Here is a 23,944-nt window from a genome sequence, read left to right as displayed (position 1 = left end):
GAGTGAAGCATGACATCTGGGGCCATCGACCACACCGGCACGACGTCAGCGGCGGGGTCGGACGCCACCCTGACCACGGAGATCGCGGGGCTCAGCCGCCGGATCTCCCAACTGGAGGCCGGCGGCGACCGGATGCCACGGCATGCGGGCCCGCTCACGCTGCAGGAGTTCCTCCGGCCGATCCGCCGCGCCAGAGAGGCCTGCGACGTGCGCTGCGCGTCCGGGCAGCAGCAGTCCAAGACCATCAAGGTCGTACGGCCGACCGGTATGACGCTCCCGGCGAATTCTCCACTGCGCCGTGACCCGCCCCGTGAACCCGCGGACCGGCAACCCGACTACCTCGACAAGTTCGACAGCAGGACGCTCTTCTACGACGCGTTCCGGCTCGGCGACGACGTGTGGCTCTCCGGGCCGCCGACCAACAATCTGCGTGCCGGACTCGGGGGCGCGGACTGGCGCATCGACGGCACCGACGTGAGCGGCTCGGTCTCGCTCACCGACTGGGGCCGCACACAGCGCTCGCGGATCACCGGAGCACACCCCGGCAGGCATCTGACGCTCGGCCTGGCGGACTCACGTTTCAGCATGGTGATCGCCCCCGACGAATCGGACCTGTTCGCCGGGCAGCGGACCATCATCACGAAGTCCAAGGACAACGACCTCGTCTGGATCAGGGACTTCCTGCGCTACTACCACGTCGTGCACGGTGTGACGGGAGTCGTCTTCTACGACAACAACTCCACCAAGTACCGCCCCGAGGACGTCGCCGACGTCATTTCCTCGGTGCCGGGCATCACCACCGCCGCCGTCGTCGCCTGGAACTACCCCTGGGGTCCCAATGCGGGCCCGAACAAGGTCTGGGACTCCGACTACTGCCAGTACTCCCTGATGGAGCACGGGCGTTTCCGGTACCTCAGCAAGGCGGCGGGCGTCATCAACGCGGACATCGACGAACTGGTGCTCACGAACGACGCCCGGCCGGTCTTCGATCACGCGGCGGAGTCCGAGTCCGGCGCGGTCAGCTACCAGGGGCACTGGATCGCCAAGGCGACGATGGCGCCCATGAACCCCCTGCGCCAGCGCCGGTTCGTCGACTACCGCCATCGCACACGCGGCACGACGACGAAGAAGTGGACGGTCATCCCGGAGATGCTGGACTGGCAGACGACACAGTGGCGCGTGCACAGCGTCGTCGGCTCGAACGCCGAGGCCAGCGAGCAGATCCACCACCGCCACTACCAGGGTGTGAACAACGGCTGGAAGTACGACCGTGCGGAAGCCACGGCGAAGCCGGGGACCCACACCTTCGACGTACGCATGAGCCACGTTCTGGACATCGTCTTCGGGGACTGACCCGCCCCCACATGACTCGGGCCCTCCCCGTTCGTACGGGGAGGGCCCGAGTGCGTCGGCGGACCGGACCAGGTCCGGTCAGACCTCCGCGGCCTGCTCCAGCATCCGGTCGACGACCCGGGCCGCCGCCTTGCCGTCGTCCAGGTCGCAGAACAGGTGCTGGAAGCGCGCGAACCGGTCCTGGTGCGCGATGTGCACCTTCTCGATGTCACGAATCGCCTCGACCAACTCCCCCGAGGTCCGCAGCAGCGGCCCCGGGGAGTCGGCCTCGAAGTCGAAGTAGAAGCCGCGCAGCGTGTCCCGGTAGTGATCCAGGTCGTACGTGAAGAACAGCATCGGCCGTTCGAGGTGCGCGTAGTCGAACATCACCGAGGAGTAGTCGGTGACCAGGACGTCGGCGACCAAATACAGGTCGGCGATGTCCGGGTACTCGGAGACGTCCCACACGAAGCCGTCGCCGGCCTGCGGGACGACATCGACGATGTTGGAGTGACGGCGGATCAGCAGGACGTGGTCCTCGCCGAGCCGTTCGCGGGCCTCGGCCAGATCAATGCGCAGGTCGAACTTGAACTGGCCGGCGCTGTGCGCCTTGTCGTCACGCCATGTCGGCGCGTACAGAACGACCTTCTTGCCTTCCGGCAGGCCGAGTTCGCGGCGTACCCGAGCGGCGGTCTCCTCGCGGTCGGGTGCGTAGAGGCGGTCGTTGCGGGGGTATCCGGCCTCGAGGATCTCGCCCTGGTAGGAGAACGCGCGGCGCAGGATCGGGGTGGAGAAGCGGTTGGAGGAGACCAGGAGGCTCCAGTGACCTGCCTCGAGCGCGAGCCGGTTCTGGTACTCGCGGTCGAAGTGCAGGGTCTCGATGTCGTGGCCGATCTTCTTCAGCATGGTGCCGTGCCAGGTCTGGACGATCACTTGGCCGGGTCGGCGCTCGACCCACTCGGGCAGGTGTCCGTTGGTCACGATGTAGCGGCTGGTCGCCAGTGCCTCGAACCACTCGCGGCCCCACATGCGGATCTTCTCCGCCCCGTCGGGCAGTTCGACCTGGCCGTCGCGGACCGCCCACAGGTGCCGCAGCTCCGCATCGCGGCGGACCAGTTCCTCGTACATGGCGCGCGGGCTGTCGGAGAACTGCTTGCCGTTGTAGCTGAGGTAGAAGACCTGGTCGCGCAGGGGCTCGGTCGTGCGCGTCGGCACGTAGATCTCACGGTGCAGCTGGAGCTGGCGGTACGGGCCGCGCTCGTCGTCGCCCAGTTCGGAGCGGCAGTTGAGCTGCGGGAAGTCCTCCCAGCGGTTCTCCAGCCAGTAGCGTCGCCCCTTCAGTTCGCTGTGCAGGGGGAACTGCGGCAGGGCGAGGCGGTCGATGACGAAGGGGATCCGCGGCTCGTCCGCCTCGCCGACGAGGAGGAGGTTCCAGCGGCCGGCCTTCAGCGGCAGGCCGCCTCCGGCGCCACCCATGACGGACGGGTCGAAGGAGGCGGTGAAGGTGCTGTCGGGGCGCCAGTCGATACGGCACGGACGCTCGTCGGCGCGGCCCCGGGCGCGCAGTACCAGCTCTCTGCCGATGTCCCGCAGGCTGGCCCGGCCGGAGAAGACGATCTCACCGTCGAGTTCGGCGACCCGGTCGATGATCGCGCGCCGGTTCCTGCTGGTGATCTTCAGATAGCCGTTGGCTCCGGCCGTGACGGCGATCTCGGCGCCCTCGCCGGCCGCGCCGAACTCCTCGGACAGGTCGGTGGTCAGGTCCGGGAGACCTTCGCGGATCACGGTGGAGAAGCGGCGCTCCGCTCCCTGTTCGTCCGTGGCGACCCACTCGGTGCTCCAACGGCGGGTGCCGGGGCGGGTGCGACCGCCGTCGGGGTCGAGGAACAGCGCGACCTCCGCCAGCGGGACGGTGACGGCGAGCGCGCTGCCCCGGCCGCGGCCGGCAACCTCGGCCGGGTAGTCCCTGCGGTCGCCCGTGGCACGGTTGGTCAGCCGCAGCGACATGCGCTCGTCCGGGCGCAGCTCGGTGCGGAGTTCGCCCTCCACATGCAGTGTGTCACCGTCGAACCGGCGGTCCGTGACCAGTGCGCGGACCCGCTCGACGCGGATCTTCAGGGCGCCCCGGACGCCGTGGGGCACGATCCGGTGGTCGGCGTCCACCCAGTGCACGGGCGGGTAGTTGGCGGCCGCGGCGCCGCGTGTCCACACCGCGCCCCTGCGGAACAGGCCGGCCGCGTAGACGTGGATGCCGACGTGCCAGAGTCCCTCCTGCCAGACGCCGCGTCTGCGGAACCGCTCGGGGTCGATCTCGACGCGCCAGCCCGCCCAGTCGTAGTTGTGCGACTTCTGGCCAGAGTCGGTGGTGGCCTGCGGGTGATGGACGTTGGCGGCGGGCAGCAGGGCGCGGCGGCGGCTTCTGTCCCGCTTGAGCTGGATCGCCTTGACGCTGCCGCGGCGGGTGGGGACGTCGATCCGGCTGATCCAGGCGTCGCCCTCCAGGACGAGCTTCCCGCCCTTCCATTCGGCGGCGCGCAGCGGGGAGCGCAGTTCCAGCTCCCTGTCGATGCGCAGGGCCGCCTTGGGCAGCTTCAGGCCCCGGTCCGTGAGCGGGGCGAACTCGGCGTACTTGTGGCGCAGTCCGGTGACGGTCACCGGGTCCTTGCGGCGGCGGGAGGCGAGCAGGGCGAGGAGTTCCTCCATGGCGTGCTTGCGCACCAGGACCCACTGCACCCGCAGGACGGCGGGCAGGCCGAGGACGAGCTCGGGGTCGATCTGGTCGAGGAACCGGTTGGCCTCGACCAGGAAGGCCTTGCGGAACGCCGCGTCGCCGTCGGGCAGGACGCGCAGGAAGAGCCGGAGATCGTCGCGCAGCACCCGCTCGTCGTACTCCCGCTTGAACTTCGCGGCGCGCGGGTCGGGCAGTGCGGCGAGGAAGGAGGAGACGGCGAGGACCGCGGCGACCCGGTCCCGGACGGCCTGCGGCTCGGTGCGGCGCTGGGTGATCGAGGGTGCGGCCTCCCCCTCGCGCAGCCGCCAGTAGTAGACGGGTTCGCCGACGATGTCGACGGCCTCCGCCCGGAAGTAGGCGGGCAGTACGACGGGGATGTCCTCGTGCAGCACACCCTCCGGGAAGGCGAGGCCGCACCGGTCCCAGAAGCTGCGCCGGTACACCTTGTTGCAGGCGATCCGGTCGGCGATGAGCCGCGAGTCGTCGGCGATGTGCACCCGGCGGCGCAGTTCACCGGAGAGCATCCCGAGGAGCGGCACCTGCCACGTCTTCTCGCCCCGCAGATGGTGCACGTTCCCGGTGGCGAAGTCGGAGCCGGACTCGTCGAGGCTGCCGACCATCGTCCGGTAGGCGTCGGACGGGACGACGTCGTCGCTGTCGACGAAGGCGAGGTATTCGCTCGACGGGGAGACGTTCGCCAGGCCGGTGTTCCGGGCCGCGCCCAGCCCGGCGTTCTCCTTGCGCACGAGCCGGAAGCGCCCGTCGCGGGCCGCGTACTCGGCGGCGATGGCGGCCGAGCCGTCCGGCGAACCGTCGTCGACCATGACGACCTCGAGGTCCTTCATGCTCTGCCCGGCCAGCGAGTCCAGGCAGGCGGGCAGGTACTCCTCCACGTCGTAGATGGGGACGATGACACTGAGGCGGGTGCTCATCGGGCTCGTTCTTCCTTCACTGCCGGCGGGTGCGGGGTACGGGTGCCCACACGTGCGGGCCGGGTGGGAGCGGGTGCGACGGGGCGCAGTTCGAGCGGTGTCACCGGCACCGGGGTGGTGTCGTCGAGGAACACGCGGCGCACGACGCGTTCGGCGGCGCGGCCGTCGTCGAACTGGCAGAAGCGGCGGCGGAATCCGGCCCGCAGGGCGGCGGCCTCGGGGCTGTTCCAGACCCCTTCGGTGAGCAGTCCTTCCAGGTCGTCCTGGGTGCGGGCGACGGCCCCGGGCGGCTCGTTCAGCAGGTCGAAGTAGGTGCCGCGGACGGCGGAGTACGTCTGCCAGTCGTCGGCGTAGATCACGATCGGCCGGTCGAGGACCGCGTAGTCGAACATCGCGGAGGAGTAGTCGGTGATCAGGCCGTCGGCGGCCAGGTAGAGGGTCTCGACCTTGGGGTGTCCGCTGACGTCCTTGATCCGGCCGCTGCCGCGCAGCTCGCGGTAGTCCGGGGCGGAGCTGTAGAAGTAGTGGCCGCGCACGAGCAGGACGGTGTCGGGGCCGAGGGTTTCGGCGAGCCGGGCGAGGTCGAGCCGGGGCACGAAGGTGCCCTCGTACTCGCGGTGCGTCGGCATGTAGAGCAACACGGTCACGCCCTCTGCGAGGCCCAACTCCCGGCGCGCCCAGTCCACTTCGGTGGCGCCCGCGCGGACCAGCACGTCGTTGCGCGGGTAGCCGGTCTCGAGGGTGGTGTGCGCCGAGGGGTAGACCCGTTCCCATACGGCCGTGGAGAAGGTGTTGGAGGAGAGGCCGTAGTCCCAGCGGTCGCAGCGTCTGAGCAGCGCCTCGAAGTCCATGTGGGTGGAGGCCGGGTACCGCCGCTGGTCCGTGCCCATCGTCTTGAGCGGGGTGCCGTGATGTGTCTGGACGTGGATCTGGCCCGCCCGTTTCACTACGGAGTCGGCGAAGTTGACGTCGTTGACGAAGTACTTGGCGCGGGCCATGGCCGACCAGTAGGCGCGTGAGCCGACCAGTACGTACTCGGTGCCGTCCGGGACCCGGTGCACGCAGTCCGGTCGGATCAGCCAGACACGGCGGATGTGCGGGGCGAGCTCCGTGAGCCGTTCGGCGATCGCGGCCGGGTTTCCGGTGACTCCGCGGCTCCAGTACGAGGAGAAGACGGCGAGGTCGCTGTCGATGGGGCGGTGCAGTTCGGCCCGGTAGTGGGCGGCCATGGCGGCCCGCTTGGCGCCGCGGACGGCGACCGAGGCCCGGCGTCGCGCGGCCCGGGTGCCGCGCACCGTCTCGTGCAGGCCGCGCATGGCCGGGTGGAGGTCGCGTTCGAGCAGCGCGTAGCGGTGGCCGCGTCCGCCGCCGGGGCGCCGGTAGCCGTCGGGGCGGCGGGTGCGATAGTGGCGGGCGGCCTCGTGGAAGAACTCCGCCTTGTCCTGCTCGGGCAGCCGGCCGGGCTTGGTGTAGATGGTGAGGTAGTGGTCGACCATCTTCTCGAACAGGCGCTCCCGCCAGGGTTCCAGGTCCGGGTGGGCGTCGAGGTGCGCGAAGAGCCGGTCGTACTGGCCGAAGGCGTCGAAGTGCTTGCGGCTGGTGGTGCCCAGGATGTTGCCGCCCTGTCGGCGCTGGCGGTACTCGATGCACACCCGGTCGAGGACGGCGATCCGCTCGGCCGTGATCAGCGCGGTGTATGTCCACGGGACGTCCTCGTAGTACCCGTCGGCGAAGGTGAAGCCGTGCCGGTCGAGGAAGGCACGCCGGTACGCCTTGTTCCAGACCACTTGCAGCAGCCCGAGCAGGCCGGGGCGGTCCGCGAGCCGGAAGACATCGGGGCCCTTCTCGGCGAGGAGGTGGGCGACGCCGTTGGGCCGTCGGCTGTCGTCCCAGTAGGTGCGCGTGTAGTCGAAGACGAGGAGGTCGGGGTCGGTGGTGGCGTCGAGCCGGGCGGCCATCGCGGCCAGGGCGCCGGGGGCCAGGGTGTCGTCGCCGTCGAGAAACACGACGTAGTCGCCGACGGCCTGTTCGAGACCGGCGTTACGGGCTCCACCCAGGCCCACGTTCCGCTCGAGGTGTACGGGACGGACACGACGGTCGGCCGACGCGAATTCGTCGAGCACGGCGCCACAGTCGTCCGGCGAGCAGTCGTCGACGGCGATCACCTCGAAGTCGCCGTACTCCTGCGCCACCACCGAGTCCAGGCATTGCCGCAGGTATCCCTGCACGCGATGGACGGGGACCACGATGCTGAAACGCGGCATGGACGGCGGCTCCTGTCTCTCGACTGTCGAGCGACTATATAGCCCCTTTAGTCCGAAATGGGCACATTAACCCACTTCGGCCTCGCCCTGGTCAGGAACGGCCCGCCGTCACTGCGCCGATCCGGAGTTCTTGCGCCGCTGGTTGGCGTGGAAGCGCGCCTTCTTCTGGCGGTTTCCGCACGTGTTCATGTCGCACCATCTGCGGGTGCGGCTCTGACTGGTGTCGAAGAAGGCGGCCCGGCAGGTCGGCGAGGCACACAGGGCCAGCCTTCCGTCCCTCTCGCCCGCGATGATGCCGACCGCGTCGGCGGCGATCACGCTGAGGGCGTCCTCCACGCTGGACGCCGAGCCGAGCTGCCACCGCCGCTCGCCTTCCGGCGACAGGACCGCGGCGGCCCGGCCCTGAACGCTGCGGTCATTGATGACGTGGACCGCGGACGCGGGGAGCGCCTCCTGGAGCGCGGCCGCCGTCGCGGCGGCGTGGATCGACTCCCTCAGTTCCCGGGCGAGGTCGAGCTGGGCGGTGGTGCAGGAGTCCACGGCGAGGCCGAACACCGCCAGCCAGTCGACGAGTCGCTGCGGCACGGGAATCCGTTCCACGGCGTCGCCATGACGCTCCGACAGAGTCCCCGTGAAGCTGGTGGCCAGCACGTTGCCGAGGCGGAAGTCAGGGAAGCGCGCATCCATGCGAACCACCTTAGCCGGTTGCCCCGCTCTCCGGACGGTGCTAGAACCGTCTTAGCCGGTTCCGCAATGGCCAGGAGGTCTCATGTCCCGCCCGACCAGCGACGTGCAAGCGTTTGAAGCCCACGCACCAGAAGCCGAGCTCGACGACCTGCGGGCACGGCTGGCCGCGGCGCGACTGCCGGAGGCCGAGACGGTCCAGGGCGCGGCGCCCGGCCCTCACCGATGGGAACAGGGCGTACCGCTCGCCGACCTCGTCGATGTCGTGAACTACTGGCGCACCGAGTACGACTGGCGGCGGTTCGAGGAGCGCCTCAACCGCATCGGCCAGTTCCGCACGACCGTCGACGGTCTGGGAATCCACTTCCTGCACCGCCGGTCCGCCCGCGCGGACGCCACCCCGCTGCTCATGACGCACGGCTGGCCGGACAGCGTCGTGCGCTTCATCGACGTGGTGGAGGAACTGGCGGATCCGAAGGACGCGGACGCACCGGCGTTCCACGTCGTGGTTCCGTCACTGCCGGGCTTCGGGTACAGCGACAGGCCCGCCACCACCGGGTGGGGAACGGAGAAGATCGCTGCCGCGTGGGTGGAGCTGATGACACGGCTCGGCTACGACAGGTTCGTGGCCCACGGCGGGGACTGGGGAGGGAACATCACCACGGTTCTCGGTGGCAGGTTCCCGGAGAACGTTCTCGGCATCCACACGACGTTCGCGGAGGGGCCGCCTGGACTGTCGACGGACGGGCTGACGCCGGTCGAGCGCGAGTGGGCCGAGGAGACCCACCACTTCTGGCGCCACCGCGCGGCGTACGCGAAGCAGCAGGCGACCCGGCCGCAGACCATCGGCTATTCGCTCGTCGACTCACCGGTCGGGCTGCTCGCCTGGATCCTCGACAAGTTCGCCGAGTGGACGGACACCGAGGACAGCCCGTTCGAAGCGATTTCCCTGGACAGGGTTCTCGACGACGTCACCTTGTACTGGCTGACGCGGACCGGCGCGTCGGCGGCCCGCATCTACTACGAGAGCCACAACTCCCTGGACCCCGAACTACGGGTCGACGTCCCGTCGGCGCTCACCATGTACCCCCGCGACGTCGAGAAGTGCCCGCGCCCCTGGGCGCAGCAGCGGTACCGGCAGATCGTCCGGTGGAGGGAGCCCGAGAGCGGGGGCCATTTCGCGGCGCTGGAGGTTCCCGAGTACTTCGTCAAGGACCTCCAGGAGGGACTGGCGGCCGTCCTGGCCGCCGCTGCGTGAACACCGGCCGACCCCCGCGCGGCGCTGCCCAGAAACCGGAACCGCACCTTTTCCGCGCGGCAGCCGCCACCGCCTCCGCGATCGGCCTCGCCATTGACGCAAGGACGTCAACTCCACCCCGGTACCTCGCGGAACGCCGCGACCATCGCTGAGCCGGATTTGATTTTTCGCAGGCCGCCGAGGCGGATCTCACCGGCCTCGCGTACCTCCGCGACGAACGCCGAGGTGCTGTCCGTGCCGCGTACGAGGGCCTCGAAGAAGCCGAGCCTTCTGCCGTTCTCGGAGCGCACCCGGACGATGTCGTTCACCGGTATCGCGATGATGTCGCCGCTCCCCTTCCACGCCGCCACCGCTGCCTGGCCCGCGCGCCAATGGCGCTGGGCGGGCAGGAGCAGGAGATGGGTCGAGGTCAGGACGGCGCCGCATTCGGCCTTCTGGCCGTCGAGTCGCACTCCGTAGGCCGTGCCGAGCCACTTGTCGGGCGAGACCCACCCGTGTTTGAAGAGCCTGTTGGTGTGCTCGTCGATGATGTGGCCCAGTGGGTAGCCGCCCTCGAACAGTTTGATCCTCATGGCCTCGCGCATCTTGTTGTCGCCCTTACCCACCGGGCCTCCCCGAGCTGTGCCGAACGTTCCGTGGCCGACCATGGTCGGGTGGTACCGCGGTGGCTGCGCTCTCCCGGCCCGGAATTACGTTCGTGCTGCGCCGGACAGTTGAGCACCCCATGGCGCGTTGGCTTATGCGGAACCGTCGTCCGGGCGCACGGAATCGCCCAGCACCACGACCAGGACCCCGCCGACAAGAGCAATTCCCGCCGCGACGACGAACGCGAGTTGATACCCGGCGGCGAACGCCTCCGTCCGGCCGGCCGCGTGGACGGAACCGGTCCGGGCCGCGGCGACCGTGCCCAGGCCCGCGACGGCGAAGGCGCCCGCCACGTACTTGGCGGTCTCGAAGGCGCCGTAGCCCACGCCCTTGTCACGGGGTGAGATGTCCTTGCCCGCGGCGACGTTGAAGGAGACCGCCCCCACCACCGTCCCGAGCCCGAGGACGAGCATGCTGGGCAGGATGTGCGGCAGGTAGGCGCTGCCGGGACCGGCGAGAGCGAGCAGTACCAGCCCGACGGCGCTGACGAACTGGGCGCCCGCAGCCACCGCTGTCCAGCGGAAGCGGTACAGGAGCCGCTTGGCGACCGACGAGCCGACCAGCACCACGAGCCCGAGAGGGCAGAAGGCCAGTCCGGCGGCGAGAGGGCTGTAGCCGAGTGCCTGCTGGAAGAAGAGCAGTCCGATGAAGACGCTGCCCTGGTAGGCGAACTCGTTGGCCGGCATGGCGAGCACCGCGGTGCGAAACGAGGGCACGCGGAGGATTCCGGGGCGCAGCAGGGGGTCCTTCGTTCTGCGTTCGCGCAGGACGAAGCCGGTGAACGCCACGGCGGACAGCGCCGAAGGAGCCAGCGTGCCGACGGACACCACCCCCGCGCTCTCGGTGTTCGTGATGGCGAGGACGAGCAGCATGAGGCCGGACGTGGAGAGCGCGGCGCCGGGGAGGTCGAGTCCGCCGGTCCTCGCGGTGGGCGGCTCGCGGTCCAGGACCTTGGGCGCCACCAGCGCGGCGAGGGCCGCGGCCGGCACGGAGAGCAGGAAGACGTAGCGCCAGCCGAGGCCCTGCGTGACGACGCCGCCGATGACGGCGCCCGCGGCGGCTCCCAGGCCGCCAGCCACCGCGACGGCGGCGAACAGCCGGTTGCGGTCCCGTGTCGACCGTTGCGCGCTGATGATGGCGAAGGAGGTGGGGACCGCGAGTGCGGCACCGGCACCCTGGAGCATGCGACCCGGCAGCAGCAGCCACGGCGTCGGGGCGAATCCGGCCAGCAGCAGCCCGGCGATGAACAGCCCGAACCCGGTGACGAGTACGGGACGGCGTCCGTAACGGTCACCGAGGCGGCCGCCCAGCAGCAGCAAGCCGCCCAGGGGCAGGGTGTAGGAGGTCAGAACCCACTGCGCACCGGCCTCACCGAGGCCCAGACCGTGCTGCACCGCGGGCAGTGCCACGGTGACCACAAGGCCGTCGAAGACGACGAGGAAGTTGGTGGTGGCGAGCAACGCGGTGAGCAGGAAGGACCGGTGACGGCGGGTACGCATCGGCATCAGTCGTCGCGCAGACCGCCTTGGTCGCAGACCTGGCGGGCCACCTCGCGGAGTTTGACGTTCTTCTCCTGCGAATAGCGGCGCAGCACGTCGAAGGCTTCCTTCTCGGACAGATGGTGACCGGCCATCAGGATGCCCATGGCCTCACCGATGGTGTGCCGGGTGGCCACCGCGTTCTCCATCTGGGCGTGCTCCCTGGCGCTGGAGAACGCCACCGCGGCGTGTGCGGCCAACGTCCAGCCCGCGGTCTGGCTGTCCTCGGTGAACGCGCCGGGCTTTCTGGAGTAGAGGTTGAGGGCGCCCAGGTCCTGGTCCTCGGTGTAGAGCAGGAAGCCCATCATGCTGCCGACGCCCAGTGCGTGCGCCTGCGGCGCGTAGGCGGGCCAGCGCACCCTTTCCTCGGTCACGTCCTTGATGCGGAACACCGGGTGTCCTGTGCGGGCCGCGTCGAAGCACGGGCCCTCCCCCAGCCGCGCCTGCAGCGCGTCGCTCTCGCGGACGAGCTGCTCCGTGGGCGCGAGACTCTTGGCCTGGCCCTTGGTCAGCAGCAGGATGCCGGCCGCGTCGCACCCCTCGATGAGATCCAGAGCGGAGTGCGTCACCTTGTGCAGCGTGCCGTCCACGGAGTCCTGCGCCAACAGCTCCCGCGCCGTCGACGCCAATTGCACGGCGAACTCCCGCCAGTCCATGCAGCCTCCTTCCGTCGTGCTGCCCGTCCAGCATGACGCCAGCCTCCCACGAAGCCGGCCGTCGGCCACACGCGCAGGGGAGGCAGCAGAGTGCTCAGCCGTCGGCGGTGTCCATCAGCACGTCGCAGGTGTTCTGGAACTCCTCCATCAGCCGGGACGCCTCGACCACGAGCGCGCCGTAGGGGCGCGACGTGTCGGACAGCGGCAGTTCGTGCTCCCTGGCCGCGCCCAGCACCTTCTGCAGGGCCTCCTGGGAGACCGTTGCCAGCTCGCACATCCTTGTGGCCTGCTCGGCGAGGGTGTCCGAGTCCAGTTCCGCGATGACGTGGGCGATGTCGCGCAGCGTGCCGCAGAACGCGGCGTAGGACTCCAGGGCGGGCGCGTACGTGTAGGTGTCCTCCGTCTCGCGCCACCGCCCGAGGCTGCGGATCAGGGAGGCCAGTTGGTGCACCGCGCGCTCCAGGGCGTCGACCGTCGCGCGGTAGCGTGTGAAGGACTGATAGCCGCGGTGGGCGGGGAATTTTCGCCGGGGGTTGAAGGGCAGGCTGCTCTCCGCGGTGCTCAGCCCGGCACGCGCCTGGCCCACGGCATCCTGTACGCGCTCCGCGGACCTGCGCCACTGTTCGGCGCGGTCGGCGTCGACATCACTGTCGGCGAGCCCTTCGGCCATGTCGTCGAGCAGGTACTCGATCTCCGTCGCCAGGGTGTGCAGGCCCTGTTCCGCGCCGCGGTAGCGCAGCGGGGGCGCGATGCACAGGTTCACGACCAGGCCGAAGCCGCAGCCGATGAGGACCAGGAGGATGATCTGTCCCAGCTGGTTCAGCCGCTCCGACGTGCCGGTGGCGGCGCTGTAGGTGGAGAACGCGAAGAACGCGGCGGTCGCGACCTGTGAGCGCTGCTCCCCCAGCGCCGGCCACTGCCCGATGCACAGCGCGATCAGGGCGACCACGACGAAGGCGAACAGGTCGGGCCCGGCGAGGAATCCGACGCCCGCCTGGACGGCGACGCCGACGGTGACCGCGGCGGCGTAGCGCAGTGCCTGCCACAGCGACCGGGAGATCGTCACGTTCATGATCAGTACGGCGGAGAACGGCGCGAACGCCGGTGAGGCCGCTTTCAGCAGGTCGTGCGCGACCCACCAGGCCAGCGTCGCCGCCAGCGCGCACTTCACGACGAGCAGCACCGTCTGCCGCTCGTGCCCCGGCACCCGCCGTGCCCGCACCAGCCAGGCCCACCCGGCATGGAAGCGCCCCACCACTGTCTCCGTTCCTGCCCGTTCCGTCCCGAGAGATCCGCCCCGCATCAGGGGACGCACAAGACCAAGTAACCACGCCAGGCCCGCTGAATCAGCGAAGGTGGCGCACCGCGTCCGCCTCCGCGCGCTCGACACGCAGACGGGACGGGATGCGGCGTCGTAGGTCGGACTGCGTGGAAGAGTGCGTTCCCGTCAGATCGCCGGGCCCTCCGTGTGCGCGTCCTCCGACGGGGCACCCGTGGCCTCCGAGGGAACGCGTCGTGGACGAGGACGAGGAGAAGGCCGTGCCTGTAGCCACTTACTGTCTGACCGCCGTGGACTGTCCCGATCCCGCCGCTCTGGCGGGCTTCTACGCAGCGCTCCTCGGCGGCGAGATCAAGAAGGGGAACGACGACTGGTACGAGGTGTCGGCGCCCGGTGGCCATCGCCTGGCGTTCCAGCGGGCCGAGGGGCACCAGCCGCCGCAGTGGCCCCGCGCGGACAACTCCCAGCAGATGCACCTCGACCTCGACGTCACGGACATGGCGGCGGCGGAGGCCGAGGCGCTGTCGCTCGGTGCCATGCCGCTGGATCTGGAGGACCAGGGCGGGCAGCGGGACTTCCGTGTCTACGCCGATCCGGCGGGTCACCCGTTCTGCCTGTGTCGCGCCTGACGCACGGCTCGCGCGACGGGCGCGGCGGACGGCGGGGCGGCGGGCTGCTGCGCGCCGGTGTCGAGTGTCTGTGCTGGTGGGTCGTTCTCGTCGCGCTGTGGACCGTGCTGATCAGCAGCGTCGACGGGTGGGAGCTGGCGGTCGGTTCCGGCTGCGCGCTCGCCGGCGCCCTGGCCGCCACGGCGGCCCGTCGCGCTGCGGGTTCCGCGTGAATGCCTGGCTGTGGTCCGGGGCCGCGTTTCTGGCCCTCGGCCTGCCTCCGGTGATCTGGGGAGTGGCGTCCGGCCCGACGGCCCGCCGGGTGCTGGCGCAGAACACGGGCAGCACGGTCGTCGCCCTCGCCTTCCTGCTGCTCGCCCAGGGCTACGCGCGCCCCTCTTACGTCGATCTGTCGCTGGTTCTGGCGCTGCTCGGCCCCGTCGGCACGCTCGTGTGCGTGCGGCTGCTGGCCGACGACCTGTCGTCGGGTGCCCCTCGCGGGGCGACGGCGGTGACGGCGCTGTGCGTCGCCGCCTCGCTGGTGGTGACCGTCGCCGTGTGTGCGGCGGCGGCTCCCGGCAGGTCGACGGTGAAGCTTCTGTTCATCGGTGCGCTGGTGGCGCTCGGCAACGCGATCGCCGCACGGGCGCTGTCCGTGGGCGTGGTGGAGGAGGCGGACGCGGCGCGATGAACGACGTGAACCCGGACGTGAGACGTGCACTCAGCGGTGAGGTGTCGTGAGCGACGACTTGATCATCTACGTGTGTCTGGTGCTGGTCGCCGCGTCGGCGACCGTGGCGGTCGCGGTGCGCGAGCCCGCCCGGCAGGCACTGGTGCTGGCGGTCCTGGGGCTGGCGCTCGCCGCCCTCTTCACCGTCCTGCAGGCACCGGACGTGGCGCTGTCCCAGCTGGCCGTGGGGTCCGTGCTGACGCCGCTGCTGATCCTGCTGTCCGTGCGCAAGGTCAGACGCCGTGGGCGGCCGTCCGGTGACGGGGCGCGGCGGTGACGATCCGGATGCGGCGCTGGGTCCTGGGCGTCGGAGCGATCGGTCTGGCGGCGCTGTTCGTCGCCGCGTTCGTGCGGCTGCCGCGATTCGGCGGCGACCGGCATCCCTACGGTGACCGTGCCACCGACGCGTCCCTCGCCCGGCACACCGCGAACGTGGTCTCCTCGATCAACTTCGATCTGCGCGCGTTCGACACGCTGGGCGAGGAGTCCATCCTGTTCGCCGCCGTCCTGGGCACCGTCGTACTGCTGCGGCAGACCCGCGAGGAGGACCGGGTCCCGCCGCGCTCCGCCGCCGTCGACCCGTGGGTGCGGCGGTGGGCGCTCGCCGCGCTGCCCGTCGCTCTCGTGGTCGGCCTGTACGTGGTCGCGCACGGCCAACTGAGCCCGGGCGGCGGGTTCCAGGGCGGCGTGATCGCGGCCACCGCCGTACACCTCCTCTACGTCGGGGTGGACTACCGGGCCCTGGAGCGGATCCGCCCCGTGCCGCTGTACGAGGTGGGTGACGCGGCCGGCGAGGCCGCCTATCTGCTCGTCGGCGTGGCCGGACTGATCGGCGGCTCCGCGTTCCTGGCCAACACCCTGCTGCCGTACGGGACGTTCAACACCCTCGCGTCGGGCGGCGTCGTCCCCCTGCTGAATCTGGCGGTCGGCATCGAGGTGGCCTGTGCGGTGGTCGTGCTGGTGTCCCGGTTCCTCGACCAGGCCGTGGAGATCACCGACACGGGATCGCGTTCGGAGAAGGCGGGCACCACCTGATGCATCTCTTCCCTTACCTGATCGCCGGATGGATCTTCCTCGTCGGCTGCTACGGGCTCGCCACGAGCCGGCACCTCGTGCACGCGGTCGGCTGTCTGGCGGTCTGCCAGTCCGCGACCTACGTGCTGCTGCTCGCCGTCGGCTACCGCGAGGGCGGCACCGCGCCCGTCCACTCCGATCTGGCGCCGCACTCCCGTCCCCTGGTCGACCCCGTGGTGCAGGCGCTCACCCTCACAGACGTGGTCGTGGGCGCGACGGTCACCGCGCTGCTCCTGGCCCTGGTAGTCCAAGTGTCCAAACGCCACGGCACGGTCGACCCCGACGAACTCTCCGAGCTGCGCGGATGAACGCACTTCTGCCCATGGTCGTGGTGCTGCCCCTGCTGGGCGCCGCGTTCCTCGTCGCGTTCGGCCGCGTGCTGCCGCGGATCGCCGCCGACGGCGCAGCCGCCGCGGTGGCGGTCTCGACCACCGCCCTCGCCGCGCTGCTCCTGGCGCACGCCTCGCCCGACACCACGGAGTGGGTCGGCGGCTGGGAGCCCGTCGGCGGGAAGAGCGTGGGCATCGTTCTGATCGGTGACGCGCCGGGCACCGGCCTCGCCGTTCTCGTGTCTCTGCTGACCGTGTCCGTACTCGCCTATTCCTGGCGCTACTTCGACGAGATGCCGCATGGGCACGCGGGGGCCTTCCCGGCGCTCGTCCTGCTCTTCCAGGCGGGCATGTGCGGATTCGCGCTGACCGGTGACCTCTTCAACGCGTTCGTCTTCTTCGAGCTGATGGGGGTCGTCGCGTACGCCCTGACGGGGTACCGCGTGGAGGAGCCCAAGGCCGTGCAGGGCGTCCTCACCTTCGGCGTCGTCAACTCCCTTGGCGCGTACGCGACTCTGATGGGGATCGCCCTGCTGTACGCCCGCACCGGCGAGCTGGGCATGCGCCGGATCGGTGCCGCGCTCGCGGCCGGGGGTCCGCCGGACGGGCTCGTCCTGGGCGCCTTCGTCCTGGTGATGACGGGCCTGCTGGTGAAGGCCGCGGCCGTTCCCTTCCACTTCTGGCTGCCGGACGCGCACGCCGTGGCGCCGACCCCGGTGTGCATGCTGCTGTCCGGGGTCATGGTCGAACTCGGTGTCTACGGTGTCTGGCGGGTGTACAGCACCGTCTTCGCCGGGCCCGGCGGGCTGCCCGCCGCCGATTTCACGCACTGCCTGGTGGTTCTGGGAGCCGTCACCGCCGTGCTCGGCGCGGTGATGTGCTGGCAGCAGCACCACCTCAAGCGCATGCTCGCCTACTCGACGATCGCCCACACAGGACTCTTCCTCGTGGGCATCGGACTCCTGCGGCCCGAGTCGACCGCAGGGATCGCCCTCTACGTGGTGGGCCACGCCGGAGCCAAGGCGGCCCTGTTCGCATGCACCGGCATCCTGCTCGACCGGTACGGCAGCGTGGACGAGCGCGAACTGCACGGCCGTGGCAGGGAGTTGCGCGTCGTCGGCGTCCTGTACGGCGCGGCCGCCCTCGCGCTGCCCGGCCTGCCGCCCTTCGGAACGGGGCTGGGCAAGGGGGTCGCCGAGGAGGCCGGGGGCCACGTCGTGACCGTGTGCTTCGTGGCCGTCTCCGCGGTCACCGGAGCGGCCGTGCTGCGCGCCGGGGCGCGGGTGTTCCTGGGCGCGGGCCCGCGGCCCGACGGGCCGGAGCCGTCCGCGTCGACGTCCGGGGACGAGGAGCCCGAGACACGGGAGCGGCTGGGGCGGCGGGTGCCGCTGCCGATGGCGGCCGTGCCGGCGGCGCTGCTGGCGGGCGCGCTGGCCTTGGGTCTCGTCCCCGGCGTGGCGGCGGGGTTCGGCCGGGCGTTCGGCGTGCCGGAGGCCGCCGCCGTGCACTGGAGCCTCGCGTCCGTGCTGACCGGTGTGGTCTGCACGGCGTGCGCGGTCGGGGCCGCGGTCCTCGCCGTACGGCGGGCCGCGCCACCGGAACCGTACGCCTGGACGGGTCCGCTGCGGCGGCTGCACTCGGGGCACATCGGGGACTACGTCGCCTGGTTCCTGCTGGGGACGGCCGCACTGGGCGCGCTGGCCCTGCCCGGAATCCTCGGCGGCGGGCCGCTGCCCTGAGCAGGCCTGCCGTGGGTCAGGCGGCTCGGAGCCGCGGGAGCACCTCGCTGCGGTAGAAGTCGAAGAAGCCCTGCTGGTCCGGGCCGATCTGGCCCACATACACCTCGTCGAACCCGGCATCGGTGTACGCGGAGACGGCGCGGGCGTGTTCGTCCACATCGGCTCCGCAGACCGTGCCCTTGGCGACGGCCTCCTGCGTCACGAGCGTCGACGCCTGTTCGAAGTGCGCGGGGCTCGGCAGCACCTGTCCGAGTTCGCCGGGCAGGAACTGGGTCGGCCACAGCCGGTGGACCGTCTTGACGGCCTCGTCGCGGTCGTGGCCCCAGCACACCTTGAGCCCGCCGAGGACCGGCTTGTGACCGCCTCCGGCGCGCCGGAACTGGCCGACCAGTTCCTCGTCCGGCGTCATCGTGACGAATCCGTCCCCGATGCGCCCGGCCAGCGCGGCGGCCTTGGGGCCGAAACCGGAGACGTGGATCGGCACCGGTTCGTCCGGGACCGTGTACAGGCGGGCGTTCTCCACGGTGTAGTGCCGGCCCCGGTGGGTGACCTCCTCGCCGGTGAGGAGGTTCCGGATGGTCTGCACGGCCTCTTCGAGCATCTCCAGGCGGACGTCCGCGGCCGGCCACGCGTCGCCGAAGATGTGCTCGTTGAGCGCCTCTCCGGTGCCCACGCCGAACCGGAAACGGTTGCCGGTGATCACGCCCGCGGTGGCGACGGCCTGGGCGTTCACCGCAGGATGCAGCCGAACGGTGGGACAGGTGACGAACGTCGTCACGGGCAGCGACGTGACCTGGGCGAGCGCGCCGATCATCGTCCACACGAAGGGGCTCTGCCCCTGTTCGCCGGTCCAGGGGTGGTAGTGGTCGGAGATGGCCAGACAGTCGAACCCGGCCTGTTCGGCGGCCCTGGCCTGGTCGAGGAGTTCCGCGGGCGTGAACTCTTCGCTCGCCAGGAAGTATCCGTAGCGTGGCATCACTTACTCCTCACGTGGTCCGCTCCCCGTGTCGTGGGTGAACGTGACGTCCTGGCCCCGGACGAGGTGCGCGCCCATGTTCCTGCGCATCATCTCCAGTGCCGCGTCGGCGAGTTCGGGGTGGATGGGGGCGACGGCGTCGGAGACCACCGTTACGTCCAGGTGCCGGATATGGGCGTCGAGCGCCGAGTACAGCACGCACTGCTCGGTGACCTGGCCGCACAGGACGACGTGGCGCACGCCCAGTTCCCACAACAGATAGGTCAGCGGTGTCTCGTAGAAGATCGAGTGCCGCGCCTTGACGACGAACAGGGAGTCGTCGTCGGGCAGGACCGGCTCGACGAGGTCCGCGTGCGGTCCGGCCAGTGCCTCGTCGACGAGTTCCCCGTGGTGCGAGCGCCACTGGCCGAAGTTGTCGTTCGCGTACACCACGGGGACACCGCGGGCGCGCGCCGCGGCGAGCAGCTCGGCGATGACCGGCACGGCCTTGCGGGCCGCGGGCAGCAGCAGGTCGGCGTCCTCGTGGTCGTACGTGTTGATCATGTCGATCACGATCACGGCGGACGACGGCTGGGCGGCGCTCATGGTCACGGCTTCAACAGGGTCTTCACCATGCCGTCCTCCTTGGCCTGGAACGTGGCGTACGCCGCCGGGCCCTCGTTCAGGGAGAGGTGGTGCGTGGCGAATCCGTCGACGCCCAAGGGGTCGTCGTCGGTCAGATGCGGGCGGATGTCCTCGATCCACCGCCACACGTTCGCCTGTCCCATGCGCACCTGAAGCTGCTTGTCGAACATGGTGAGCAGGGGCAGCGGGCTGGCGGCGCCGCCGTAGACGCCGCTGATGGACAGCGTGCCGCCGCGGCGTACCGCGTCGATCGCGGTGAGCAGGGCGCCGAGCCGGTCGACGCCCGCGTTCTCCATCAGGGGCCGGGCCAGCTTGTCGGGCAGGAGTCCGGTGGCCCATTGCGCCGCCTGGGCGAGCGGGGTGCCGTGGGCTTCGAGGCCGACCGCGTCGATCACGGCGTCGGAGCCGCGGCCCCCGGTGAGCTCCCGGACGGCGTCGCCCAGATCCTTCTCGTGTTCGCGCAGGTCAAGGGTGGTGACGCCGTGCCGCCTCGCGCGCTCGATGCGGGTGTCGACGAGGTCGACGCCGATGACCTGTTCCGCGCCGCGCAGCCGGGCGATCCGGGTCGCCATGTCGCCGATGGGACCGAGCCCCAGGACGGTGACGCTGCCGCCGGGCGGGATGTCGGCGTACTCCACCGCCTGCCATGCGGTGGGCAGGACGTCGGACAGGTAGACGAACCGGTCGTCCGGAGGGCCGTCCGGCACCTTGATGGGCAGCGTGTTGCCGAACGGGACCCGCAGGTATTCGGCCTGGCCGCCGGGCACCTGCCCGTACAGCTTCGTGTAGCCGAACAGGGCGGCTCCGCTGCCCATGGACGTCACCTGCGTCGTCTCGCACTGGGACTGCAGTCCCCGGCGGCACATCCAGCAGGTGTTGCAGGAAATGTTGAACGGAATGACCACCCGGTCCCCCACGGCCACGCCGGTGACCTCGGGACCGGTCTCCACGACCATGCCCATCGTCTCGTGCCCCAGGACGTCGCCGGGGTCGAGGTAGGGGCCGAAGACTTCGTAGAGGTGCAGGTCAGAGCCGCAGATACCGGTGGACGTCACCTTCACGACGATGTCGTCGGGTTTCTCGATGCGGGGGTCGGGGACCTCCTCGATCCGGACGTCGCGCTTTCCTTGCCATGTCAGAGCGCGCATGCTCAGGCGCCTCCCAACGTGGGTTGCGTACGGGCGCACCTCCAGGGGCTCACACCGTGTGGTGTCCCGCCAGACGGCGGCCCGCGGTGCGGGACGCTCCGCGTACCCACGGTGGGGGCTGTGATGCGCCTTTCCCGGAGAGTGTCGAGGTGGAGGACTGTGACCCGCTTCCCCGGGAACCCGCAGGCAGAAGCCCTGTAACGGGGCCGTCGATCGTGCTCGGCAGCTCAGCCGGGCCGACTGGAGGACGCCGTGGTGGACATCGGATACACGATGATGACCGAGCAGGCGGGGCCCCGCGAGCTCGTACGGCACGTGGTCGCCGCCGAGGACGCCGGCTTCGACTTCTCGGTCACCTCGGACCATTTCTTCCCCTGGCTGTCCGAGCAGGGGCACTCTCCCTACGCGTGGGCCGTGCTCGGCGCCGCCGCGCAGGCGACCACCCGTATCCCCTTGATGACGTACGTGACGTGTCCGACCACGCGGTACCACCCGGCGGTGGTCGCCCAGAAGGCGGCCACGCTGCAGTTGCTGGCGCAGGGCCGGTTCCGTCTGGGGCTCGGCTCCGGCGAGAACCTCAACGAGCACGTGGTCGGCGGGGGCTGGCCGGCCCCGGCGGTGCGGCTGGAGAAGCTGGAGGAGGCCGTCGGCATCGTCCGCGCGCTGTTCGCGGGTGAGGAGCTCAACCACCACGGGAAGCACTTCGAGGTCGACCGGGCCCGGCTGTGGGATCTGCCGGACACCCCGCCCCCGATCGGGGTCGCCGTGTCGGGCCCGGCCTCCTGCGCGGTCGCCGGCCGCACCGCGGACCTGGCCATCGCGACCGAGCCCCGTGGCGAACTGCTCGCCGCCTTCGACCGCGCGGGCGGCGCCGGCAAGCCCCGGGTGGGCCAGCTGCCCGTCTGCTACGACCCCGACCGCTCGGCCGCCATCACCCGCGCCCACCAGCAGTTCCGCTGGTTCGCGGGTGGCTGGCGCGTCAACGCCGAGCTGCCGCACCCGGTGTCCTTCGCCGGGGCGACCGATCTCGTCTCGCCCGAGGACGTCGCCAAGTCCATCCCCTGCGGCGACGACGTGTCGGAATTCGTCGAGGCCGTGCGGCCCTTCGCCGACGCGGGATTCACCGAGGTCGCCCTCGTGCAGATAGGCGGCGACCACCAGGACGCCTTCTTCACCTGGGCCCGCGAAGAACTGCTGCCCGCGCTGCGGGCGGCTCTCTGAACCGACGACCGAGGAGGTCATCATGACCCTCGACAACCACCTGGTCACCGTCACCCTCAGCGACTGCAGCGACCGCGACGCCGACACCGTGCTGGCGCATCTCGCGGCGCAGTTCACGGACCGCTCCCCCACTCCGGACCCGGTCGACGCCGGTGGCCCTTCCGCCACGGTCTGGACCGCGGAGTTCGACGCCGACACCGACGGGTCGGCCGCGGCATCCCCCTCCCGGGCGGGCGGCATCGACGGTCCCGTGTCCGTGTCCGCGCAGGGGGCGCCGAACGATGTGACGACCCTGCGTACGGCGCTGGCCCGGGCCTTCACCGTCGAGGACGAGCGATCGGCCTCGGGCGACCAGGAACGCGACACCCAGTTTCGCCTCACGGCCCGCTGAGACCGCCAAGGAACCACAAGGAGCCTCATGGGAACCCGCAATGGACGCCTCCGGACCATGGCCCGGAAGGTGAAGGCCGCCAAGCTGAAGACGGACGGCGCAGCTCTGGACGATCCCCGCCGCAAGGACGAGGGACGGCGGATGGACGCGGACCTGCGCCGCGGCGAGGACAAGGGAAGCGACGAGGAAAAGGATCCCGAGGGGCCCGCGGGCTAGGCGGCTCCGCCCAGTCAGCTCTGCCGGGAGTGGACGGGGTCGTTGGCGACCTCGTCCGGGCACCTGTCGTGCGGCCGCCGCCCCCGCCGGTCGCGCAGCCGGTCGAACGTGGCGAGTGCCAGTGAGGCCAGCATCGCGGCGAGCGCGGCGCACAACGCGACGAAGAGCGCACCGCGGTGGTCGTCACTGCGCCCCAGCACCAGGTAGAACAGGCCCGGCAGGGCAGCGGTGCCCACGGCCGCGCCGAGCCGCTGCCCGGTCTGCAGCGCGCCTCCCGCCGCGCCCGCCATCCGTACCGGCACATCGCGCAGGGTGATGGTGATGTTCGGGGAAACGACGCATCCGCCGCCGATGCCACCGATGAACAGCGTGGGCGCGGCGAGCCAGGGGGCGGTGTCCACGGGCGCGTAGCGCAGCAGCAGCGCCGTGCCGCCCAGGCCGAGGATCACGGCCGCGAGACCGTACACGGTCAGTCGGCGCCCGAGCCTGTCGACGAGGCGTCCCGCGAGGACCGCGGAGCCCGCCGAGCCGACGGCGAACGGGGTGACGGCGAGACCGGACCGCAGCGGGGAGAAGTCGAGTCCGTGCTGGTAGTACAGCGCGAAGACGAGCCAGACGCCGCTGAAACCGATGAAGTACAGCGTGCCGACCCCGGCGCCGATCGCGTAGCCGCGCACGGTGGTGAACAGGCGCGGGTCGAGCAGCGGCTGGCCGCCCCGGGCGAGGAGGCGGCGCTGCCAGAGCGCGAAGACGGCGAGGAGCACGGCGCCGACGGGGAACAGCCACCACAGGCGGCCGATGCCGCCGGAGTCCGCCTGGACCAGGGGGTACATGACGGCGAGGACGCCGAGGCCGAGGAGCAGCACGCCCGGCACGTCGACGGAGCCCTTGCCGGTGCTGCGCACCCGCGGCAGCAGGCGGCGGCCGAGCAGGACGGCGACGATGCCGATGGGGACGTTGACGTAGAAGATCCACCGCCAGCCCTGTGGGCCGGAGGCCAGGGCGAGGATGGCGCCGCCGGTGAGCGGGCCGACGGCCGAGGAGATGCCGACGACCGCGCCGAACAGGCCGAAGGCGCGACCGCGCTCGGCGCCGCGGAACAGCTGCTGGATGAGCGCGGAGTTCTGCGGGGCCATGCAGCCGGCCGCGAGCCCCTGGGCGAGCCGGGCCACCACCAGCAGCGTGATGTCGGGCGCCGCGCCGCAGGCCGCGCTGAAGACGGTGAAGGCTCCGAGGGACAGCAGGAAGATGCGCCGTCGGTCCAGGGCGTCGCCGAGGCGTCCCGCGGTCACCAGCGCGAGGGCGAAGGTGAGGGCGTACCCGGAGACCACCCACTGCACCTGCGCGGCGGAGGCGTGCAGGTCGCGCTGGACGGTCGGCAGCGCCACGGCGACGATCGTCACGTCGAGCAGGCTCATGAAGCCGGCCACCAACGTGACCCACAGCGCCTTCCAGCGCTGCGGGTCGGGGACGTAGTCGGAGTCCGCGGCGACCACCTCGCTCTCCTTCACGACACTACGTGCCGACTGCATCCGTCACATCCGCACGCGGACCGCATCGGGTCAGGCC

23 protein-coding genes are annotated in these 23,944 nt (G+C 71.0%); 12 read left to right on the top strand and 11 right to left on the bottom strand.

Translation table 11 applies throughout. The features are described from left to right. Positions 1-9 precede the first annotated feature (9 nt). Positions 10-1,353: a capsule biosynthesis protein CapZ gene (locus ACY34M_RS34985; protein WP_462716730.1), complete on the top strand. Its 1,344-nt coding sequence runs from the start codon at positions 10-12 to the stop codon at positions 1,351-1,353. 78 nt (positions 1,354-1,431) lie between these two features. Here the strand turns inward: ACY34M_RS34985 and ACY34M_RS34980 are convergent, their stop codons facing one another. The 3 genes from ACY34M_RS34980 to ACY34M_RS34970 form a co-directional block, all read right to left on the bottom strand. Continuing rightward, positions 1,432-4,995, bottom strand: coding sequence for a CDP-glycerol glycerophosphotransferase family protein (locus tag ACY34M_RS34980; protein ID WP_462716729.1), 3,564 nt, complete (start codon positions 4,993-4,995; stop codon positions 1,432-1,434). Next, positions 4,992-7,259 (bottom strand): bifunctional glycosyltransferase/CDP-glycerol:glycerophosphate glycerophosphotransferase, encoded by a 2,268-nt coding sequence (locus tag ACY34M_RS34975; protein ID WP_462716728.1) that lies wholly within the window; start codon positions 7,257-7,259, stop codon positions 4,992-4,994. Before ACY34M_RS34975 ends, ACY34M_RS34980 begins: the two co-directional genes overlap by 4 nt. 108 nt (positions 7,260-7,367) lie before the next feature. Then, positions 7,368-7,946 (bottom strand): CGNR zinc finger domain-containing protein, encoded by a 579-nt coding sequence (locus ACY34M_RS34970; RefSeq protein ID WP_462716727.1) that lies wholly within the window; start codon positions 7,944-7,946, stop codon positions 7,368-7,370. Positions 7,947-8,028: 82 nt separating this feature from the next. Between ACY34M_RS34970 and ACY34M_RS34965 the strand changes: the two genes are divergently transcribed. Next, positions 8,029-9,201, top strand: coding sequence for an epoxide hydrolase family protein (locus ACY34M_RS34965; protein ID WP_462716726.1), 1,173 nt, complete (start codon positions 8,029-8,031; stop codon positions 9,199-9,201). 107 nt (positions 9,202-9,308) lie between these two features. On the opposite strand, the gene ACY34M_RS34960 is transcribed toward ACY34M_RS34965, so the two are convergent. The 4 genes from ACY34M_RS34960 to ACY34M_RS34945 form a co-directional block, all read right to left on the bottom strand. Continuing rightward, positions 9,309-9,773, bottom strand: a complete 465-nt coding sequence (locus ACY34M_RS34960) for a hypothetical protein (protein WP_462716725.1) — start codon at positions 9,771-9,773, stop codon at positions 9,309-9,311. A 165-nt stretch (positions 9,774-9,938) separates the two neighbouring features. After that, positions 9,939-11,345: an MFS transporter gene (locus ACY34M_RS34955; RefSeq protein ID WP_462716724.1), complete on the bottom strand. Its 1,407-nt coding sequence runs from the start codon at positions 11,343-11,345 to the stop codon at positions 9,939-9,941. Between the two features lie 5 nt (positions 11,346-11,350). Further along, positions 11,351-12,040, bottom strand: coding sequence for a GAF and ANTAR domain-containing protein (locus ACY34M_RS34950; RefSeq protein WP_462716723.1), 690 nt, complete (start codon positions 12,038-12,040; stop codon positions 11,351-11,353). A gap of 94 nt (positions 12,041-12,134) precedes the next feature. Beyond that, a complete protein-coding gene (locus tag ACY34M_RS34945; RefSeq protein WP_462716722.1) occupies positions 12,135-13,295 on the bottom strand; it encodes an FUSC family protein in 1,161 nt (386 codons plus the stop codon). Between the two features lie 284 nt (positions 13,296-13,579). On the opposite strand from ACY34M_RS34945, the gene ACY34M_RS34940 reads away from it, so the two are divergent. The 7 genes from ACY34M_RS34940 to ACY34M_RS34910 are packed head-to-tail and all read left to right on the top strand — an operon-like array spanning position 13,580 to position 17,799. Then, a complete protein-coding gene (locus tag ACY34M_RS34940) occupies positions 13,580-13,948 on the top strand; it encodes a VOC family protein (RefSeq protein ID WP_462716721.1) in 369 nt (122 codons plus the stop codon). Continuing rightward, positions 13,936-14,160 carry a hypothetical protein gene (locus tag ACY34M_RS34935; RefSeq protein ID WP_462716720.1) on the top strand — a complete coding sequence of 75 codons (225 nt, stop codon included), beginning with the start codon at positions 13,936-13,938 and terminating at the stop codon, positions 14,158-14,160. Before ACY34M_RS34940 ends, ACY34M_RS34935 begins: the two co-directional genes overlap by 13 nt. Continuing rightward, positions 14,157-14,618, top strand: a complete 462-nt coding sequence (locus ACY34M_RS34930; protein ID WP_462716719.1) for a monovalent cation/H+ antiporter complex subunit F — start codon at positions 14,157-14,159, stop codon at positions 14,616-14,618. Before ACY34M_RS34935 ends, ACY34M_RS34930 begins: the two co-directional genes overlap by 4 nt. Positions 14,619-14,664: 46 nt before the next feature. Then, positions 14,665-14,934: a Na(+)/H(+) antiporter subunit B gene (locus ACY34M_RS34925; protein ID WP_462716718.1), complete on the top strand. Its 270-nt coding sequence runs from the start codon at positions 14,665-14,667 to the stop codon at positions 14,932-14,934. Continuing rightward, a complete protein-coding gene (locus ACY34M_RS34920) occupies positions 14,931-15,692 on the top strand; it encodes an MnhB domain-containing protein (protein ID WP_462716717.1) in 762 nt (253 codons plus the stop codon). The genes ACY34M_RS34925 and ACY34M_RS34920 overlap by 4 nt, the downstream gene beginning before the upstream one ends. Further along, positions 15,692-16,039, top strand: a complete 348-nt coding sequence (locus ACY34M_RS34915) for a sodium:proton antiporter (RefSeq protein WP_462716716.1) — start codon at positions 15,692-15,694, stop codon at positions 16,037-16,039. Before ACY34M_RS34920 ends, ACY34M_RS34915 begins: the two co-directional genes overlap by 1 nt. Continuing rightward, entirely contained in the window at positions 16,036-17,799 is a 1,764-nt protein-coding gene (locus ACY34M_RS34910) for a complex I subunit 5 family protein (protein WP_462716715.1), read from the top strand. Before ACY34M_RS34915 ends, ACY34M_RS34910 begins: the two co-directional genes overlap by 4 nt. A 16-nt stretch (positions 17,800-17,815) precedes the next feature. Here ACY34M_RS34910 and ACY34M_RS34905 read toward each other — a convergent pair whose 3' ends face one another. The 3 genes from ACY34M_RS34905 to ACY34M_RS34895 are packed head-to-tail and all read right to left on the bottom strand — an operon-like array spanning position 17,816 to position 20,547. Then, positions 17,816-18,775, bottom strand: a complete 960-nt coding sequence (locus ACY34M_RS34905; RefSeq protein WP_462716714.1) for a TIGR03557 family F420-dependent LLM class oxidoreductase — start codon at positions 18,773-18,775, stop codon at positions 17,816-17,818. Between the two features lie 3 nt (positions 18,776-18,778). Continuing rightward, positions 18,779-19,360: a cysteine hydrolase family protein gene (locus tag ACY34M_RS34900; RefSeq protein WP_462716713.1), complete on the bottom strand. Its 582-nt coding sequence runs from the start codon at positions 19,358-19,360 to the stop codon at positions 18,779-18,781. 2 nt (positions 19,361-19,362) lie between these two features. Further along, positions 19,363-20,547: a zinc-dependent alcohol dehydrogenase gene (locus ACY34M_RS34895; protein ID WP_462716712.1), complete on the bottom strand. Its 1,185-nt coding sequence runs from the start codon at positions 20,545-20,547 to the stop codon at positions 19,363-19,365. Positions 20,548-20,799: 252 nt separating this feature from the next. Here ACY34M_RS34895 and ACY34M_RS34890 point away from each other — a divergent pair, with 252 nt between their 5' ends. From ACY34M_RS34890 to ACY34M_RS34880, 3 genes are read left to right on the top strand one after another with little or no spacing between them, the layout of a single operon-like run. After that, positions 20,800-21,768 carry an LLM class F420-dependent oxidoreductase gene (locus ACY34M_RS34890; protein ID WP_462716711.1) on the top strand — a complete coding sequence of 323 codons (969 nt, stop codon included), beginning with the start codon at positions 20,800-20,802 and terminating at the stop codon, positions 21,766-21,768. A gap of 22 nt (positions 21,769-21,790) precedes the next feature. Beyond that, a complete protein-coding gene (locus tag ACY34M_RS34885) occupies positions 21,791-22,159 on the top strand; it encodes a hypothetical protein (protein WP_462716710.1) in 369 nt (122 codons plus the stop codon). A gap of 27 nt (positions 22,160-22,186) precedes the next feature. Further along, positions 22,187-22,375 (top strand): hypothetical protein, encoded by a 189-nt coding sequence (locus ACY34M_RS34880; RefSeq protein ID WP_462716709.1) that lies wholly within the window; start codon positions 22,187-22,189, stop codon positions 22,373-22,375. Between the two features lie 14 nt (positions 22,376-22,389). Here the strand turns inward: ACY34M_RS34880 and ACY34M_RS34875 are convergent, their stop codons facing one another. Beyond that, the gene (locus ACY34M_RS34875) at positions 22,390-23,907 is read right to left on the bottom strand and encodes an MFS transporter (protein ID WP_462716708.1); all 1,518 of its coding nucleotides are present in this window, start codon (positions 23,905-23,907) and stop codon (positions 22,390-22,392) included. Positions 23,908-23,944: the final 37 nt, after the last annotated feature.

It is taken from the genome of Streptomyces sp. EDA2-14, from assembly GCF_054963755.1.
This window is presented reverse-complemented; position numbering and strand designations above follow the sequence as displayed.

Excerpts from the sequence above, each read along its gene's own strand:
- ACY34M_RS34985 (WP_462716730.1), top strand. The coding sequence starts at position 10 with ATGACATCTGGGGCCATCGACCACACCGGCACGACGTCAGCGGCGGGG.
- ACY34M_RS34980 (WP_462716729.1), bottom strand. The coding sequence starts at position 4,995 with ATGAGCACCCGCCTCAGTGTCATCGTCCCCATCTACGACGTGGAGGAG.
- ACY34M_RS34975 (WP_462716728.1), bottom strand. The coding sequence starts at position 7,259 with ATGCCGCGTTTCAGCATCGTGGTCCCCGTCCATCGCGTGCAGGGATAC.
- ACY34M_RS34970 (WP_462716727.1), bottom strand. The coding sequence starts at position 7,946 with ATGGATGCGCGCTTCCCTGACTTCCGCCTCGGCAACGTGCTGGCCACC.
- ACY34M_RS34965 (WP_462716726.1), top strand. The coding sequence starts at position 8,029 with ATGTCCCGCCCGACCAGCGACGTGCAAGCGTTTGAAGCCCACGCACCA.
- ACY34M_RS34960 (WP_462716725.1), bottom strand. The coding sequence starts at position 9,773 with ATGAGGATCAAACTGTTCGAGGGCGGCTACCCACTGGGCCACATCATC.
- ACY34M_RS34955 (WP_462716724.1), bottom strand. The coding sequence starts at position 11,345 with ATGCGTACCCGCCGTCACCGGTCCTTCCTGCTCACCGCGTTGCTCGCC.
- ACY34M_RS34950 (WP_462716723.1), bottom strand. The coding sequence starts at position 12,040 with ATGGACTGGCGGGAGTTCGCCGTGCAATTGGCGTCGACGGCGCGGGAG.
- ACY34M_RS34915 (WP_462716716.1), top strand. The coding sequence starts at position 15,692 with ATGCATCTCTTCCCTTACCTGATCGCCGGATGGATCTTCCTCGTCGGC.
- ACY34M_RS34910 (WP_462716715.1), top strand. The coding sequence starts at position 16,036 with ATGAACGCACTTCTGCCCATGGTCGTGGTGCTGCCCCTGCTGGGCGCC.
- ACY34M_RS34905 (WP_462716714.1), bottom strand. The coding sequence starts at position 18,775 with ATGCCACGCTACGGATACTTCCTGGCGAGCGAAGAGTTCACGCCCGCG.
- ACY34M_RS34900 (WP_462716713.1), bottom strand. The coding sequence starts at position 19,360 with ATGAGCGCCGCCCAGCCGTCGTCCGCCGTGATCGTGATCGACATGATC.
- ACY34M_RS34895 (WP_462716712.1), bottom strand. The coding sequence starts at position 20,547 with ATGCGCGCTCTGACATGGCAAGGAAAGCGCGACGTCCGGATCGAGGAG.
- ACY34M_RS34885 (WP_462716710.1), top strand. The coding sequence starts at position 21,791 with ATGACCCTCGACAACCACCTGGTCACCGTCACCCTCAGCGACTGCAGC.
- ACY34M_RS34880 (WP_462716709.1), top strand. The coding sequence starts at position 22,187 with ATGGGAACCCGCAATGGACGCCTCCGGACCATGGCCCGGAAGGTGAAG.
- ACY34M_RS34875 (WP_462716708.1), bottom strand. The coding sequence starts at position 23,907 with ATGCAGTCGGCACGTAGTGTCGTGAAGGAGAGCGAGGTGGTCGCCGCG.